General features: G+C 64.0%; 13 protein-coding genes. 3 read left to right on the forward strand and 10 right to left on the reverse strand.

What is annotated here, in order from left to right:
* Positions 1–313 precede the first annotated feature (313 nt).
* Positions 314–1,015 (reverse strand): DUF4145 domain-containing protein, encoded by a 702-nt coding sequence (locus PIGHUM_RS08240; RefSeq protein WP_124079076.1) that lies wholly within the window; start codon positions 1,013–1,015, stop codon positions 314–316.
* A gap of 337 nt (positions 1,016–1,352) precedes the next feature.
* Here PIGHUM_RS08240 and PIGHUM_RS08245 point away from each other — a divergent pair, with 337 nt between their 5' ends.
* A complete protein-coding gene (locus PIGHUM_RS08245) occupies positions 1,353–2,420 on the forward strand; it encodes a DUF4062 domain-containing protein (RefSeq protein WP_124079078.1) in 1,068 nt (355 codons plus the stop codon).
* 498 nt (positions 2,421–2,918) lie between these two features.
* Here the strand turns inward: PIGHUM_RS08245 and PIGHUM_RS08250 are convergent, their stop codons facing one another.
* The 4 genes from PIGHUM_RS08250 to PIGHUM_RS08265 all read right to left on the reverse strand — a co-directional run bounded on the left by PIGHUM_RS08250 (position 2,919) and on the right by PIGHUM_RS08265 (position 7,678).
* Positions 2,919–4,658 (reverse strand): ATP-binding cassette domain-containing protein, encoded by a 1,740-nt coding sequence (locus PIGHUM_RS08250; RefSeq protein ID WP_246013031.1) that lies wholly within the window; start codon positions 4,656–4,658, stop codon positions 2,919–2,921.
* Entirely contained in the window at positions 4,655–5,623 is a 969-nt protein-coding gene (locus tag PIGHUM_RS08255) for a Gfo/Idh/MocA family oxidoreductase (protein ID WP_124079080.1), read from the reverse strand. The genes PIGHUM_RS08250 and PIGHUM_RS08255 overlap by 4 nt, the downstream gene beginning before the upstream one ends.
* A gap of 86 nt (positions 5,624–5,709) precedes the next feature.
* Entirely contained in the window at positions 5,710–6,537 is an 828-nt protein-coding gene (locus PIGHUM_RS08260) for a ChaN family lipoprotein (protein WP_246013033.1), read from the reverse strand.
* Positions 6,538–6,643: 106 nt separating this feature from the next.
* On the reverse strand, positions 6,644–7,678 hold the full coding sequence (locus PIGHUM_RS08265; protein ID WP_124079084.1) for a hemin-degrading factor: 1,035 nt from the start codon (positions 7,676–7,678) through the stop codon (positions 6,644–6,646).
* 166 nt (positions 7,679–7,844) lie between these two features.
* Between PIGHUM_RS08265 and ilvD the strand changes: the two genes are divergently transcribed.
* Positions 7,845–9,731, forward strand: coding sequence for a dihydroxy-acid dehydratase (gene ilvD / locus PIGHUM_RS08270; protein ID WP_124079086.1), 1,887 nt, complete (start codon positions 7,845–7,847; stop codon positions 9,729–9,731).
* A gap of 40 nt (positions 9,732–9,771) precedes the next feature.
* On the opposite strand, the gene PIGHUM_RS08275 is transcribed toward ilvD, so the two are convergent.
* On the reverse strand, positions 9,772–10,161 hold the full coding sequence (locus PIGHUM_RS08275; RefSeq protein ID WP_124079088.1) for a helix-turn-helix domain-containing protein: 390 nt from the start codon (positions 10,159–10,161) through the stop codon (positions 9,772–9,774).
* 199 nt (positions 10,162–10,360) lie between these two features.
* On the opposite strand from PIGHUM_RS08275, the gene PIGHUM_RS08280 reads away from it, so the two are divergent.
* Entirely contained in the window at positions 10,361–10,639 is a 279-nt protein-coding gene (locus PIGHUM_RS08280) for a hypothetical protein (protein ID WP_124079090.1), read from the forward strand.
* Here PIGHUM_RS08280 and PIGHUM_RS08285 read toward each other — a convergent pair.
* The 4 genes from PIGHUM_RS08285 to PIGHUM_RS08300 all read right to left on the reverse strand — a co-directional run bounded on the left by PIGHUM_RS08285 (position 10,606) and on the right by PIGHUM_RS08300 (position 16,936).
* On the reverse strand, positions 10,606–12,750 hold the full coding sequence (locus PIGHUM_RS08285; RefSeq protein WP_124079092.1) for a M3 family metallopeptidase: 2,145 nt from the start codon (positions 12,748–12,750) through the stop codon (positions 10,606–10,608). The two genes, PIGHUM_RS08280 and PIGHUM_RS08285, sit on opposite strands and share 34 nt — an antisense overlap.
* A 167-nt stretch (positions 12,751–12,917) precedes the next feature.
* A complete protein-coding gene (gene folD / locus PIGHUM_RS08290) occupies positions 12,918–13,760 on the reverse strand; it encodes a bifunctional methylenetetrahydrofolate dehydrogenase/methenyltetrahydrofolate cyclohydrolase FolD (protein ID WP_124079094.1) in 843 nt (280 codons plus the stop codon).
* Positions 13,761–13,942: 182 nt separating this feature from the next.
* Complete coding sequence (locus PIGHUM_RS08295) at positions 13,943–14,557, reverse strand: response regulator transcription factor (protein WP_124079096.1); 615 nt, start codon at positions 14,555–14,557, stop codon at positions 13,943–13,945.
* Positions 14,558–16,936, reverse strand: a complete 2,379-nt coding sequence (locus PIGHUM_RS08300; protein WP_342773180.1) for a PAS domain S-box protein — start codon at positions 16,934–16,936, stop codon at positions 14,558–14,560.
* Positions 16,937–17,013 lie beyond the last annotated feature (77 nt).

Raw genomic sequence — 17,013 nt, forward strand, 5'->3', positions numbered from 1 at the left:
GGCGCGGACTTGTGTCTACGAGCCCGTGGCGGTGGCGCGGCGGGAGGGGGAGTTGGTGGTGACGGAGATTAGGGGGAAGGGAAAGGTGCCTTGAGGAGACGATCTGTTCGCATGACGTATTTGCCGTTTATGCTCGACGCGGTGTTAGGGCTAATTTGTTCCGGGACTATTTTCGCCAAATGGGGAAGCCGGCGCTCACATTTGAGCCTGAGTTGGCCGCTGCCAAGTAGGCACTTGGCACGCGAGGCGGATGATGGCGCAATTGCCTCGATGATCAACTGTCTATCCGGCGGAGGTTCGCTCAAGCGAAGGATTAACCCACGCTTTTGCCTTTCTCCTCTTTCTTGCTAGCGGCCAAGGCAACGATGTGTTCAAGATGCTGCTCGCGTTCATGACGCGAGATGTACCAGTCCTTTAGCAGAATCTCGATCAAGTCAATGAGAAGCTGAGCCTCCTCCGGCTCAACATCGACGATGACGTTGATGTCTTTCTCCATGTGAGCACCAATGTTGCCGATACTTCGAATCGCATCGATCGCTTTCCACGTTGCAGTGTCAATCTTCGGCTTCAACTCGTTGACCTCATCAATGAGTCGATTGCGGGAAATGCCCCAGAAGTCACGGATGATTCCTTGCAGACATCTTCGAGCAAGTGTGGAGGAGGCCTTAGGACTGAGATCACGGATGAGGCAGGCTTCGTTGTAGTCGGAGATGATGGCCCTAGGGATATAGTTGGGAAAGGGTTTTGCACTGGACTGTGGTCGAAGTTGCCACTCTGTGAGCGGCAAGCCCTTAACCCTGGCTCCGTGGGCCGCATACTCCACGGCAAAGAGCTTGGCCTTCAGTTCGTACTCCCGGCACTGAGGGTTCGGACATGTCACCGCCGTCCAGGCGATTCCGAGAGGACCGTCCTTGTTGCCGTCATTGAACGTACCGAGACCACTTGTGAATGAATTATTCGTGATGATGGCCGCACGATTGCAGTACGGGCACGTCCAAGGAAAGGTGTTCGACATGAGGCGCTCAGTCTTGATGCGGGCTAATGTGGGAATTCAGCGGCCACCGAAGATGGCCCGCTGGAATGACGAGTGAAAGTGCATTAGACCTTCGCAAGCCACCCCTGAATATACTTACATGAATGCCGGACGTCATTCACGGCTGCCTTGATGAATGCGCTGCAGCGCGGGGAGGAAATACTCCCGACGAGGCTACCGTAACCGCTTCAGTTCCGCATAGCGTACACGATGGTCGACAAGTCTAGGTATGTAGAGTTTGGTTTGCGAGATTCGTCTAGTGTAGAGCGTTGCATTACAGGTAGAATTATCACTTATTCTATCTCCAAATGTGAGTGCTATGGATAAGCGCTACCAAGTCTTTATCAGTTCCACATATGCGGATCTTCAAGAGGAACGCCAAGAGGTCATTCAAGCGTTGCTGGAGCTCGACTGTATTCCCGCTGGCATGGAGCTATTTCCGGCAGCCAGTGAAGACCAGTGGACATTGATTAAGAAAGTGATTGATGATTGCGACTACTACATGGTCATAGTTGCTGGTAGATACGGCTCCATGGGCCCTGATGGATTTAGCTATACAGAGATGGAGTACCGATACGCTCTCGACACTGGTAAGCCAATCATCGGCTTCGTTCATCGCAACCCTGGAGACCTTGCAGCAAGTCGTTGCGAACCCTCAGATGAAGGGAAGGCAAAGCTAAGCACATTTCGAGATTTTGTACAGAAAAAGATGTGCCGTTTTTGGGAGAGCCCTGTGGATCTCGGCAGCCAAGTTAGCCGAAGTTTGGTTAAGCTCATTAAAAGCAGTCCTGGCATCGGATGGGTACGAGGCAATCTTGTGCCAGACGAGAGTACGATGGAGGAAATACTCAGTTTGCGTCGTCGTATTGAGGAACTTCAACAGGATCTCTTGGCCGCGAGCATTCATGGGCCTGAAGGAACAAGGGGGTTTGCTCAAGGAGCAGATGTTTTTGAAATTAACTATTCTTTCGTTGCGTCTCCCAGCGCCTATGCGCATGATGGAAAAGGTTATCGGGCAATCGTGGAAGCGGAATGGGATGAAATTTTTTCGGCCGTGTCGCCACTGATGATTGATGAAGCTACCGAAAATGAAATGGCTAAGTCCCTGAACAGATTAATCAGTGATTTGGCAAGCTCAGACCTGCAAAGCAACAAGGGCTTCAAAGACCTTGGATTAATGAACTTCCGAATAGATGGCGACGATTTTCAAACAATAAAGATTCAGCTTCGTGCCCTGGGGCTGATTACCAAGAGCACGAAGAGTCGGAGCGTGAAGGACACAGCTACATACTGGACGCTTACCCCATATGGTGACACTGTAATGACGCGATTGCGTGCCATACAAAGACCCAATACGCCAAGGGAGGGTACGGGTATGGTGGCATAGTCGACCACTGATCTGAGTTGCTGCCCGATCAAAGTCATATAATGAACGGTTGGTAACTGGTATGCATCCGAGTCCTGCCTTTACTGATGATGGGCTGTCTGTCACAGAGTCATTAGTCGAGACCGCAGGGTACTTGCAGCCGCTCGCCTCCAATCTTTCTTTCCTGTTCGAATCAAGATGAAGCGCCGTGGATGGTACCAATTGGCACCTGAATAGCTTCAACGAGAAAATTGGGTACTTCACTGCTCGCAGTTACGAACCTCGCGAAGTGCTGAAAAGGTGCAGCGTCATCGGAGTGTGCCGAGCATAGCGATGAGGACTGGAGTATTCAAAGAGTTTCCTTCCCTCTCCGACAGGTTTATAGTGCATGGGTTGCTAAATGTAAATCATGGTTAACCAGAAATAAACAGGATTTGCGTAGGTTATTGTTTATTATTTTTCTCCAGATTTGATGCTGTAAAAAGGCTGAAGTAAAGAGAATAGCGTATAGGTTGGTTATTACTTACGTCTGCCAAGCACTTCATCCCGTACTCCAGCATCTACCACCTTACCTCCCTCCATCACGACCACCGTATCAAACCGTGCCAACAAACTTGGCCTATGCACCGACGCCACAATGCAAGCCGCCGGAAAAGCCGCAACCATGCGATCAAATACTCGACCCTCGGCTTGAGGGTCGAGCGCACTGGTCGGTTCATCAAGCAACAAGAGCGAACTTCCCTTGGCCGCCAACGCCCCACGTGCCAATGCCAACCGCTGCCGCTGTCCACCGGAAAGATTTCCGCCACGCTCATTGATCGCGCTAGCCAGTCCCTCCGGCATTCGCTGCAGCACCTCGTCGAATACTCCCGCATGCACCGCCGACTGCAAGGCCTGCGCGTCCGCCGGATCTCCAAAGGTCAGGTTCTCTTCGACACTGGCCTCGAACACCTCGGCTTCTTGCGGAATCAGCGTAGCCAACGTGCGTAGTTCCTCCCAATCCACCACCGCGCCATCCCGCAACAACTCACCTTGCTGAGGCGGATAAAGCCCCGCAAGCATGCGCAGCAACGTGCTCTTGCCCCCACCGCTTGGGCCGATGAGCGCAACCCGCGAGCCGCGTCGCAGAACCAGATCAATCCCATGCAAACCGCCGCGCGCATCGTCTGCATAGCTCCACGTAGCGCCACGCAGTTCCAAGGTCTGCCACGGCGCATCCGCAACCACGGCCGGCACCGCAGCATCCGGATCCCCAGGCGCTTCCCAGATCGGCTCCGCGCTGCCGTAGTCGGTATGCATGCGCGCGAAGCTCTGGAAATTTGTGGCCATGGAGCCGACTACGGTGGCGGCTTGTTGCGCGTACTGGTAGATCATGAAGACGGTGCCCAGCATGATCGCCTGCCCGGGCTGGCGATGTTGCAGCACGTAGACCACCACCAGAATCCAGGTGAGCCCCATGCCCAGCAGGTCGACGGCGAACCATTTGCCTTCGTTGACCATGACGGCCTTGCGCAAGGGCGCCATGACGGCTTGCATGCGGCGGCCGAGGATTTTGCGGGAGGCGGCCTGCAGGCGCAGGCCGATGACGGTGCCGGCGTTGCCGACGAAGTCGAGCAGGGCGGCGGCGTAGCGGCGTTCGGCGTCGTTCTCGGCGCGGGCGAGCTGCATGAGGACGCGGTCGAAGCGCAGGATGATGAGGGCGATGACGACGTAGCCGCTTACCGCGATGGCGCCGCTGGTGCGCGAGAGCAAGGCCAGCGCGACCAGCGGGCCGACGAAGTTGAAGGCGCTTTGCAGGTAGCCGAACTGGTTTTGGGCAAAGTCCGAGAGCGCGCGGCTGGCTTGTACGACGCGGTGCTGGAGTTCGCCCGAGTGCCGGCCGTCGCGCCAGGCCAGCGGCGCGGCGGCGATGCGCGCGTAGAGCTGGTCGGCCAGCCGTTCGCGCACGCGGACGCCGACGTTGCGCTCCAGCACGCGTCCGGGGCCGTGCAGCAGCCACGACAGCAGGTAGATGCCGACGAGGTAGACGATCCAGCGGCCGGCCGTCGCCATGCTGCCTTGCTGGAGCGCGTTGATCGCCTGGGCGGCGAGCCAGGGCATGGTCAGCCGCAGCAGTTGCGCCGCGGACAACAGGCCGGCGGCACCGAGCATGTGGGGGCGTACGCCGGTCGCATGGCGCCAGAGTGCGCGATAGAGCTCGCGCGCCGCGCTGCCCAGGCCGATGGTGCGGGTGGGGGAAGAACTGCCGGACTTCGTCACGCGGCGCCGCGCATGATCCGATCCACCGCATCCAGCGCCCGCATCGCCGGCAGCACCGACGCAATATCGCACCCGCTCGGCCTATCTTCGCGCAGCGCCGCAATGAACTCCGCATCCTGCGCCTCGAATGCCGGCATCGCTCCGGGCATATCCACCACCTTCCCTTCGCTGTCCGTCAACTCATCGCGGAACGCCCGGTAGGTTTCTTCTTCCCCGATGTACCGATAGAACCCGCCGAACGGCCCTTTGTTGTTGAACGACATGGCCATGGTCAGCAGCGTGCAGCGCTTGCGCGAGCGCATGGCGACGGTGAGGTCCATGGGGATGCCGAGCTCGGGGTGGTCGGGGCCGCGCTGGCCCCAGACGTCGAATTCCGATTCGCCCAGCAGCCAGCAGAATAGGTCGACGGTGTGGCAGGCGTGGTGCCACAGCAGGCTGTCCACCCAGGTGCGCGGTTCGCCGAACATGTTGAGGTTGTTGCGGCGGAAGAAGTAGGTTTCGCAGACGAGATGGTGCAGGGTGAAGTCGCCGCTCTGGATGCGTTCGCGCAGGGTGGTGTGGGGCGGCGCGAAGCGGCGGCTGTGGGCGACCATCATGGGGACGCCGGTCTCTGCCTGCAGGCTGACCAGCCGTTCGGTGTCGGCCAGGCTCAGCGCCGCGGGGATCTCGATCAGCATGGGCTTGCCCAGGCGGGCGGCCAGTTCGGCGTGTTCGGCGTGGAGGCCCGAGGGGGTGGCCAGGACGACGGCGTCGACGTCGGGGCGGCTCAGGCAGGCCTGGAGGTCGTCGCTGCAGTGGGGGATGCCGTGCTGCGCCGCCAGTTGCCGGCCGCGTCCGAGGTCGGCTGCGGCGAGGGCGGTGATCGCCACACCGGGCATGCGCGAGAAGATGCCCGCATGCGTGGCGCCCATGGCGCCTTCGCCGGCGATGCACAGGCGTATCGGGGTGGACGGGCTGGCTGGCATGAGTGGTCTCCGTTGGAAAGGGCGGGGCGCCCTCAACGGACGATGGCGCCTAGGGGGATGATTCTAGTGCGCCGGCCCCCGGCCTTCTAGCGGAAGGCTTTGCAGGGATCCTCGCGCGTGGCGACGGGCAGGGCGATCGTTTGATCGTAGCGCCCGGGAGCGGCCGCTTCTTCGAGGAAGCCCACCGCGTAGGCAGGCTGGCCCAGCCACCTGGGCGCGCCCAGGTCGCGCCGCACGTGGCCGTTGCCGGCCAGCAGCACGACGGGCCGCGTGCCTTGGGCGTGCGCGGTCTTGACGGCATCGGCCATGACGGCATCGCGCGCCAGTTGCGCCATGGCCATGCCGCCCAGCATGGTGGCGGGCAGGGCGCGGCAGTGGGCTTCGGCCACTTCGTCGCGCTGCGCGGCCATCAGGCCGGCGGGAGGCGAGGCCAGGCCGAGCGCGCGCACGCGCTCCACGGTGAAGGTGGCGCCCAGGCCGTTGCGCATGACGGCCGCCGCATCGGTGCGCGAGAGGTTGGCCGCTACCACGGGCAGTTTCTGCTTGAGCGCCAGTTCCAGCACCGGGCGGTAGTAGGACCAGTTCCAGCCGGTTTTGGCGGGCGAGGCCGCGGCGATCACGCAATCGGCGTCGCGGCAGGTTTTCAGCGCCCGGTCGAGGTCGGCCTGGCGCTCGATGTCGAACTGCTCCATGGCGATGACCGGCCGCCAGCCGCCGTCCACGGCCTCGGCCAGCGCGCGCGTGCGCAGGCGGTGGCCTTCGGCGTTGTCGTGGACTTCGCCCAGCAGCACGATGCCGTGGCGCGGCAGTTCCTTGGCCAGCGCGTCGGCGGGCCGGTTCTTGGCGCCGGGCATGAACGAGCAGCCCGCCAGCAGCAGGGCCGCGGCGCAGGCAGCGGCCGTGCGCAGCGGCAAGAAGGAGCGAGGGGAAGGGAAGCAGGCGGGCATGGGCGATGGATGAAGAATGAGGGCGGTCCGGCCGTGGCGGGACCGCCCGACGGGCGCGGCGCGGCGCGGCGGCTCAGTCCGCGCGCCGCGGCGTGCCCGGCGCAATGCTGGCCAGGCTGTCCGCCAGTTCGGTCCATGCCGGCAGCTCGGGCTTGCCGGGCTTGCGTTCGCCGAAGAACTGCACGATCAGCGATCCGTCGGCATCGTAGCATTCCAGCGAGGTGACGATGCCGTCCTCGGTGGGCTTGCGCACGACCCACGCCTGTTCGAACAAGTCCATCCGCATGTGCAGATTGAAGCCGGGATCGAGCACGTTCAGCCAGGGGCCCATGGGGGCGATGCGATGCACCGGCCCGGTGTGGATCTGCACGCAGCCTGGGTTGCCGACGAACACCATGATGGAGAGCCCGGACGCAGCGGCCGATTCCAGCACCGTATCGACCGCGCCGATGCCGACCTGCTGGGCATGGTCGGCGGGCGCGAGCCGCAGCGCCTGGACGCGGCCCAGGCCGTGGCGGCGCAGCAGTCCGAAGAATTCGTGCGTGTCGCGCAGTTCGCGCCATTCCTGGCGGAAGGCCTCGACGTCGACGTCCGCATCGGGTTTGACCGTTTCTGCGGCGCGGCGCTCGGGCACGAGCGGGCCGGGGACGTCGGCGTGCGCGGCCAGCAGCGCGTCGAACGCGGCCCGGTCGGTGCCTTCCGTGACGTAGATCTTGTGGACGGCGTCGCCTTGCTGGTCGAACACCTGGAAGCTGGGGCGTTCGCCGCCCACGGCGAAGGCGTGCCGCCACTGCGACAGGAACAGGCGCAGGTCGATGGCCGGGTTCAGCGCCAGGCCCATCCTGCCTTCGATCTGCACGTGGTCGTAGGCGCCGGTTTTTTCGTGGACGGCGGCTTCGTTGCGGGTCAGGGCGAGCACCGGCCCGGCGGCCTTGAGCCCTCCCAGCAGCGCGGCCCAATCGGGCTTGAGGCGGACGGCGGAGGGATCGGCGGCCACCAGTTCGCCTTCGCTGGCGCCCAGTTGCGAGGCGGCATCGCGTATGCGCAGCTTGGGCTGTTCGGCCTTCAGGGCCTGGTAGCGCGCCCAAAGCGCGGCAGAAGTCGTCATGGAAATTTTTCCGGGGAGATGGGTAGTTTGTGAATAGTAATTATTTTTATTATCCGGGCCAAGTTCCACGCTGAACCGCTGCCCGTCCATGCCTGTCCAATCGTCATGTATGCTGTTTAAAGCCCTATACTTATCAGCTTCGCCCTTTTTTCGTGTGAGCTCCATCATGCCGCAATACCGTTCCCGTACTTCCACCCATGGTCGCAACATGGCCGGGGCCCGTGCGCTCTGGCGCGCGACCGGCATGAAGGACGGCGATTTCGGCAAGCCCATCGTCGCCATCGTCAATTCCTTCACCCAGTTCGTGCCCGGCCACGTGCACCTGAAGGATCTCGGCCAGATGGTGGCGCGCGAGGTCGAGGCGGCCGGCGGCGTGGCCAAGGAGTTCAACACCATCGCCGTGGACGACGGCATCGCCATGGGCCACGGCGGCATGCTGTACTCGCTGCCTTCGCGCGAGCTGATCGCCGATTCGGTCGAGTACATGGTCAACGCCCACTGTGCCGACGCGATGGTCTGCATTTCGAACTGCGACAAGATCACTCCGGGGATGCTGATGGCCGCGATGCGCCTGAACGTCCCGGCCGTGTTCGTGTCGGGCGGCCCGATGGAAGCGGGCAAGGTGATCGAGGCCTACCATCCGGCGCAGGATGCCGGCGGCCAGAAGATCATCAAGGTCGACCTGATCGACGCGATGATCAAGGCTGGCGACCCGTCGGTGTCGGATGCCGACGTCGAGAACTACGAGCGCTCGGCCTGTCCCACTTGCGGATCGTGTTCGGGCATGTTCACCGCCAACTCGATGAACTGCCTGACCGAGGCCCTGGGCCTGTCGCTGCCGGGCAACGGCACGGTGGTGGCCACCCACGCCGACCGCAAGGCGCTGTTCCTGCGCGCCGGCCGGCTGGCGGTGGAACTGTGCAAGCGCTACTACGAGCAGGACGACGCTTCGGTGCTGCCGCGCAACATCGCCACTAAGTCCGCGTTCAAGAACGCGATGGCGCTGGACGTCTCGATGGGCGGTTCGACCAATACCGTGCTGCACCTGCTGGCGGCGGCGCAGGAGGCCGGCGTCGATTTCACGATGAGCGACATCGACCAGATCTCGCGCCACGTGCCGTGCCTGTGCAAGGTCGCGCCCGCCACGCAGGAGTACCACATCGAGGACGTGCACCGCGCCGGCGGCATCATGGGCATCCTGGCCGAGCTGAACCGCGCCGGGCTGCTCGATACCTCGGTTTCCACCGTCCACAGCAAGAATCTGGGCGAGGCGATCGCCGCCAATGACGTGATGACCTCGAAGGACGAGGCCGTCTCGACCTTCTTCCGCGCCGCGCCCGGCGGCGTGCCCACGCAGGTGGCTTTCAGCCAGGACAAGCGCTTCGACAAGCTGGACGACGACCGCGCCGAAGGCTGCATCCGCGACAAGGCGCACGCCTATTCGCTGGACGGCGGCCTGGCCGTGCTGTACGGCAACCTGGCCGAGAAGGGCTGCATCGTCAAGACCGCGGGCGTGGACGAGAGCATCCTCAAGTTCTCGGGCAAGGCGCGCGTGTTCGAAAGCCAGGAAGACGCCGTGGACGGCATCCTGGGCGACACGGTGCACGAGGGCGACGTGGTCATCATCCGCTACGAAGGCCCCAAGGGCGGCCCCGGCATGCAGGAAATGCTCTACCCGACCTCCTACATCAAGTCCAAGGGCCTGGGCAAGGCCTGCGCGCTGCTGACCGACGGACGTTTCTCGGGCGGTTCGTCGGGCCTGGTGATCGGCCACGCCTCGCCGGAAGCCGCCGAGGGCGGCGCCATCGGCCTGGTACAGGAAGGCGACATGATCGACATCGACATCCCCAATCGCACCATCAATCTGCGTGTGGACGCGGCCGAGATGGCGCACCGCCGCGAAGCGATGGAAGCGCGCGGCGCCAAGGCCTGGAAGCCGGTGGACCGCCAGCGCGTGGTGTCGCAGGCGCTGCAGGCCTACGGGTTGATGGCGACCTCGGCCGACCGCGGCGCGGTGCGCGACATTTCGCAATTGATGGGCCGCCCCGGCTGATCGCCGAAGTTCTTCCTGCCGAAAACGCCAGCAGCAACGGTCAGACCGTTTCCTGCCTGGCGTTTTCTTCTTTCTGGAGCCGGTTGAGCAGTTTGACGAATTCGGCCGCGAGCTTGAGGTGCTTGGCGTCCAGCAGCGCGAGATGGCGCCGGAGCAGGCGTGTTTCGTCGGAGAGGTAGGGGGCTTCGTCGCCGTCGTGCAGTTCGGGGCGGGCGGGGATGACCTGGACGTTTTCGACCAAGGCATACAGGTCGGTCACGCCGACGTTCATCGCCCGGGCGATGCTCTGGAGCCGCTTTAGGGATGGGTTCTGCTTGCCGTTTTCGATGCGGGAAAGGTTGCCGGCGTCGAAACCCGCCTCCATGGCGACGGACTCGAGCTTGAGCCCGAGCTTCTCCCGCGTTTGCCTGATCGCCGAGCCGATATCCATGGCGTGATTGTCAAAGTGCTTTGCTTGCGACGCAAAGCGCTGTACGCAAATGGATCGTGTATATTTTGCGTTATATGCAAAATATATGACCAGGCCTGACGATGGGTGGGTGGACCGCCCGGCGTGAGCGCGGGGGAGGTTGCGTTTTATGCAAACAGGGAAAGCGTGTGCCGAGGTGCTCGTGTTGAGCGGGATAGAAATGAATGGCCGCACCGCCTGGCTGTTCGTGCCGCGCAACTGGAACGTTGCCGAGCTGGAGTCCACGTTTCCGTTCTCCGGTCTCCCAGGCACGCCGCATCGCAGGGCGCTGGTCGCGCTCGATGTCGCCAAGGACTTGCTGCGCACCTATGGCGGCCAGCCGCTGCTCGAACTGCCGGGCGAACCCACGCTGGACGCTTTGCTGTCCAGGGAGCTCGCCGCGGTGCGGATGTCGATCTCGCGCGATCAGGACGCCGCGGGCTCGGCCATGCCGCTGTGACGCAGCAGCGCATCGATGCTGGGATCGCGCCCGCGGAAGGCGCGGAACGATTCGATCGCCGGACGGCTGCCGCCCATTTGCAGGATCTCCTGCAGGAAGCGCGCGCCGACCTCGGGACGTAGCGTGTCTTCGGTCGCCGCATCCTCGAAGGCAGCATAGGCGTCGGCGGAGAGCACCTCGGCCCACTTGTAGCTGTAGTAGCCGGCCGAATAGCCGCCCGCGAAGATGTGGCTGAAGGTGTTGATCCAGCGCGAGACTTCGGGCTGCGGCATGACGTGCATGCGGTCGTTGACTGCGCGCGACAGCTCCAGCACGCTTTGTCCGCCGTCGGGGTCGTAGTCGGTATGCAGATGCATGTCGGTCGCGGCCAGCACGACCTGGCGCAGCGTCATCAATCCGCCCTGGAAGTTCTTGGCGGCGACCATTTTGTCGTACAGCGCGCGCGGAAGCGGTTCGCCGGTGTCGATGTGCGCGGTCATTTGCTCGAGCACCGCCCATTCCCAGCAGAAGTTCTCCATGAACTGGCTGGGCAGTTCGACCGCGTCCCATTCCACGCCGTTGATGCCCGAGACGCCCAGGTCTTCCATCTGCGTGAGCATGTGGTGCAGGCCGTGGCCGCATTCGTGGAACAGCGTGATTACTTCGTCGTGGGTGAACAGCGAAGGCTTGCCGCCGCTGGGCGGCGTGAAGTTGCAGACCAGGTAGGCGATGGGGGTCTGCAACGCGCCGCCGGGGCGGCGGTAGCGGGTACGGGCGTCGTCCATCCATGCGCCGCCGCGCTTGCCTTCGCGGGCGTATAGATCGAGGTAGAACTGCGCCAGCAGCGTGCCTTCCGCGGATTCCACGCGGAAGAAGCGCACGTCGGGATGCCAGGCGGGCGCCTCGTCCGGGCGGATGCGCACCGGGAACAGCGTCTCGATGACCTTGAACAGGCCCGCCAGCACCTTGGGTTCGGGGAAGTATTGCTTGACCTCGTTTTCGGAGAAGGCATAGCGCGCCTGGCGCAGCTTCTCCGAGGCGTAGGCGATGTCCCAGGGTTCGAGCTCGGCCAGGCCCAGCTCGGCTGCGGCATAGGCGCGCAGTTCGCTCAAGTCGCGTTCGGCGTAGGGGCGGGCGCGCTCGGCCAGTTCGGCGAGGAATTGCTGCACCTGCTCGGGCGTATCGGCCATCTTGGGCACCAGCGAGACTTCGCCGTAGTTGGCGTAGTCCAGCAGCTGCGCTTCCTCGCGGCGCAGCCGCAGCAGGTCCAGCATGATGGCGGTGTTGTCCCATTCGGACTTGCCCTGGCCGTACTGCGGCCCGAGTTCCGAGGCGCGCGTCACGTGGGCCTTGTACATGGCCTCGCGCAGCGGGCGATGGTCGGCGTATTGCAGCACCGGGAAGTAGGAGGGGAAGTGCAGCGTGAACTTCCAGGCCGGCCGTTCGTCCGTCCCTTCGCCGGCCTTGGCGGCGGCTTCGCGGGCGGCCTGCCGGACGTCGTCGGGGATCCCGGCCAGTTCGGCCTCGTCGCGCACGATCAGCGCATAGTTGTTGGTGGCGTCCAGCACGTGGTCGGAAAACGCCTTGGACTGCGTGGCCTGCTGTTCCTGGATCTCGGCGAAGCGCGGCTTGCGCGCCTCGGCCAGTTCGGCGCCGCCCAGGCGGAAACCGCGCAGCTCGTTCTCGATCAGTTTCTTGCGCGCAGGCGTCTGATGTCCGAATTCCTTGCCGGCCGCCAGCTTCTTGTAGCGTTCGTAGAGTGCCTGGTTCTGGCCCAGCCCGGCCCAGAACTCGGTCACGCGCGGCAGGTTCTCGCCGTAGGCGGCACGCAGTTCCGGCGTATCCGCCACAGAATTCAAATGCCCGACCACGCCCCAGGCGCGCGACAGGCCTTCGATGCCCGCATCCAGCGTCTCGACCACGTTCTCCCACGTCGCCGGCGCATCTGCCACATGATCGGCCTCCAACGCGGCCACCGTCGCCTCCGCGCGCTCCAGCAACGCCGTTACGGCAGGCGTGATGTGCTCCGGCCGGATCGCATCGAAGCGCGCCAGGCCGGATAAATCCATGAGCGGATTGTCGGCCAGGTCGGCGGAAGAGGGAATGGATTGAGCGGCGGACGATTGCGTCATGAGAACTCCGAAATGCTGACTGTGTACCGTATGTAAGGGCGGCAAGCCGAAAGCCCAAGGGACCATGGGCCCGACGAAGTCCGTTGGGTTTGACCCAGGAAACCGCGGATCCGGCTCCGCCGGTACGCCAGTTTCGCCCCCTGGGGCGCGCGTCAGCGCGTAGGGGGCTATCTTTCAGCCGATTCCAGAGTATTGGCCAGCAGCATCGTGATCGTCATCGGGCCGACGCCGCCCGGCACCGGCGTGATCCAGCCGGCCACCTGCGAGACGCTGTCGAAATCGACGTCGCCGCACAGCTTGCCTTCCTCGTTGCGGTTGATGCCCACGTCGATCACGATCGCGCCCGGCTTGACCATGTCGCCCGTGAGCGTGTTGCGGCGGCCCACGGCGGCCACGACCACGTCGGCCTGGCGCGTGTGGTAGGCGAGGTCGGGGGTGGCGCTGTGGCAGATCGTGACGGTGGCATTGGCCTGCAGGAGCAGCAGCGCCATCGGCTTGCCCACGGTATTGCTGCGGCCGATCACCACGGCGTGCTTGCCGCGCAAGTCGCAGCCGGTGCTCTCGATCAGCTTCATGCAGCCGTAGGGCGTGCACGGGCGAAAGCCATCCAGACCGGCCATCAGTTCGCCGGCGCTCAGCACCGAATAGCCGTCCACGTCCTTGCGGGTGGAAATGGCCTCGATCACCTTGTGCGGGTCGATGTGCCTGGGCAGCGGCATCTGCACCAGGATGCCGTGGATGGCCGGGTCGTGGTTGAGCTGGTCGATGCGGGCCAGCAGCTCGGCCTCGGCCATCGTGGCTTCGTACTTTTCCAGCACCGAATGGAAGCCCGCGTCGTGGCAGGCCTTGACCTTGTTGCGCACGTAGACGTGCGAGGCCGGATCGTCGCCCACCAGGATCACCGCCAGGCCGGGACGCTTGCCTTGCCGGGTCAATTCGGCGGCGCGCAGGGCGATGTCGGAGCGGATCTGCTTGGAAAGTTCGTTGCCGTTGATGAGGCGTGCGGGCATGGCGGTCTGTATGGAGAAGAAAAGCGGACGTGGCGGTGCGCCAGGGAATCGAGAATTTTACTCCATGGCCTTAAACGAGGAGCCTCGCCGAGACACCGTAGCAGACCCAGGGCACTGCGGATCCGGCTCCGCCGGTCCGCCAGTGCCGCCCCCCTGGGGGGCGCGCGCAGCGCGTAGGGGGGTCAATTTTTATGCAGCGCGACCTTCATCAAGTCGGCGACGGTGGTCACCTGCAGCTTTTCCATGATGTTGGCGCGATGCGCCTCGACCGTCTTGATGCTGATGCCCAGGTCGTCGGCGATCTGCTTGTTCAGGCGGCCGGCGACGATGCGTTCGAGCACTTGCTGCTCGCGCACGGTCAGGCGCGACAGCAGGGCCTCGTAGCCGCGGCGGGTGGCGTCGTCGGCGGCGCGGGCGTGGGCCTGTTGCAGCATGTTGGCGATGATGTCGCGCAGGTCGGCTTCGCTGAAGGGCTTTTCCAGGAAATCCACCGCGCCTTTCTTCATGGTCGAGACGGCCATGGGGACGTCGCCGTGGCCGGTCACGAACACGATGGGCAGCGAGGCCTTGCGGGCGATCAGTTGCTCCTGCAGTTCCAGGCCGGTCATGCCGGGCATGCGCACGTCGGCGATCAGCACGCCCACGACTTCGGCGTCGTACTCGGCCAGGAAGCGTTCCGCGCTTTCATAGGCCCGGACCCGGTAGCCGTTGGCTTCCAGCAGCCAGCGTAGGGAGTCGCGCACGGCCTCGTCGTCGTCGACGATGAAGACGGTGCTGGTCTGGGGCGTGTTGCTCATTTAGATAAGCTCCTTGGGGGCGGATTCCTGGTCGAGGGCCGGCGTGGTCGGTTCGGTGGGGCCAACCCAGGGAAGCGTGAACTTGAAGATCGTGCCTCCGGCGGGATTGGGGTCGGCCCACAGCCGTCCGTGGTGGAATTCGATGATCGTGCGGCAGATGTTCAGGCCCATGCCCATGCCTTCGGACTTGGTGCTGTAGAAGGGTTCGAACAGACGTTCGGGGTCGGCCAGGCCGTGTCCTCTGTCGGTGACTGCCACTTCCACCATGTCCTCTCGCACGTTTGCTTCCACCAGCAGTTCCCGCGACTCCGAATTCTGCATGGCCTCCAGGCCATTCTTGAGCAGGTTCAACACGACCTGTTCGATCAGAATAGGGTCGGCGAGAACGTCCGGCAACTGGTCCGGTATTTTTTGGATGATATCGATTCGCCGGGTCCGGGATTCGATCCCGGCGAAACCGACGGCATTATCCACGATCACGGGCAGGCTGACACGCTGGCGTTTGGGTTCGCTGCGCTTCACGAATTCGCGGATGCGGCGGATGATCATACCCGCGCGCTGGGCCTGGGCGGTGGTTTTTTCCAGCGCGGGCAGCAGCTTGGCCGGGTCGGTGTCGCCCGCGCGCACCAGGGCGACCACGCCCATGCTGTAGTTGTTGATCGCGGTAAGCGGCTGGTTGAGCTCGTGCGCCAGCGACGACGCCATTTCCCCCATGGTGATCAGGCGGCTGGTGAGCTGGATCTTTTCCTGCTGGGCGCGCGAGGCCTCCTCGGATGCGCGGCGCTCGGTGATGTCGCGCGCCACCTGCATGCGCACGCGCCGTCCGTCCACCCATTGCAGCATGCGGTGGCGCACCTCGAACCAGCGGTGGGTGGACGACGAATACACCTCGATGGCCTCGTCGGTGAAGCGGCCGCGCCGTCCGGCCGACAGTTCGTCGTGGCCGGTCGGCTGGGAGCCCAGCACGCGCCGGTAGGTCCGGTTGGCGAACAGCAGTTCCGAGCCCTTGGGGGTCTCGGCGGTGACGGAAATCGCGTCGTCCAGGCCTTCGAGCACCGTCATGAAGCGCTCGTGCGCCGCCGCCAGGGCCTCGCGGATGCGCTTGGGCTCGGTGATGTCGGTCATCGAGGTCATCCAGCCTATCTGCACGCCGCGCTGGTCGAGCAGGGGCGACACATACATGCGCGCGAAGAAGAGCGAGCCGTCGCGGCGCTGGGCCTCCATCTCGAAGCCGGTGCTGGGGGCGTTGCCGGACAGCAGCATCTCGGTATTGCGCCACTGCGCGGCGTGGTCGCCCTGCGGCCAGTAGGGGTAGGGCGGGGTGCGGCCGAGCAGGTCGGTCTCGTCCCAGCCCATCATGCGGCAGAAGGCGGGGTTCACGTAGGTGATGCGGCCCTCCATGTCGAGCACGCGCATGCCGGTCAGCATGGAGTTCTCCATGGCGCGCCGGAACGCGGTCTCGGCGATGACGGCCTGCTCCGCCTGCGAGCGGAAGCGGGTATGGCGCCACAGCGCCACCAGGCTCCAGATGATGACCGCCGACAGCGACACCACCACCCATACCAGCATGGTCTGCGAGGTGTCGGTCTGGGTGCGGTAGCCGCGCGCGCTCAGCATCATGCCGTTGCCGGGCGGATCGAGCGGGATCTCGTAGGCGTTGATCGCGCCCTTGTCGGCGCGCGCCGAGGACGAGACCAGCGGCATGTCGTTGCCGTCGAGGATGGTGACCTTGTATTTGCGCGCGGTTTCCTGGGGAACCAGGTGCTGCAGCATCGCGTCCACCGAGTACACGGTGGCCAGCGTGCCGAGGAAGCGCTCGTCCTGGTAGACGGGCACGTAGAGATCCAGGTAGACCTCGTTGTACTGGCCGCGGTAGGGGCGGGAATAGGCGGGCCGGTGTTCGTCGCGGGCGATCTCGAAAGAGCGGAAGGCCTCCGGGTCGGGCGTGCCGGGCACGCTCATGCGGAAGCTCTGGCCGGCGCGGCGGTCCGGCGTGGACACCCAGATGGCCTTGCGGTCGGCATTGATCCAGGCGACGTGGATGATCTCGGGATGCTCGACCAGAAGTTCGCGGGCATCGTCCTGGAACCGGCTTTCCGTCATATTGGTGCGCACGAGGTCGCGGCCGAGCGCGCCCATGCGGTCGCGCGCGACGAGCATGCGCAGGCGCATCGACTGCTGGGCCCAGTCGACGTCGCGCACCAGCGTGCCGTAGCGCTGGGCGTCGTCGCGGGAGTCCAGCCACCAGAGAATGGAGCCCATGACGCAGACGAACAGCCCCAGCGCGATGGCGGGAGTCAGCCAGTACCAGCTGCGGCGGCGCAGGCGGCCCATTTCGCGGAACGGGGCGGGAATGCGGGAAGGATGAACGGTAGACATGGGGAAAAGTGTACGCAGACTGGGACGAGTATGCTGAAGCCGGCGGGCTGTTGCGTGTGGAAGATCGCCGGCATCGC

The organism is Pigmentiphaga humi (assembly GCF_900606115.1).
GTDB lineage: Bacteria > Pseudomonadota > Gammaproteobacteria > Burkholderiales > Burkholderiaceae_B > Pigmentiphaga > Pigmentiphaga humi.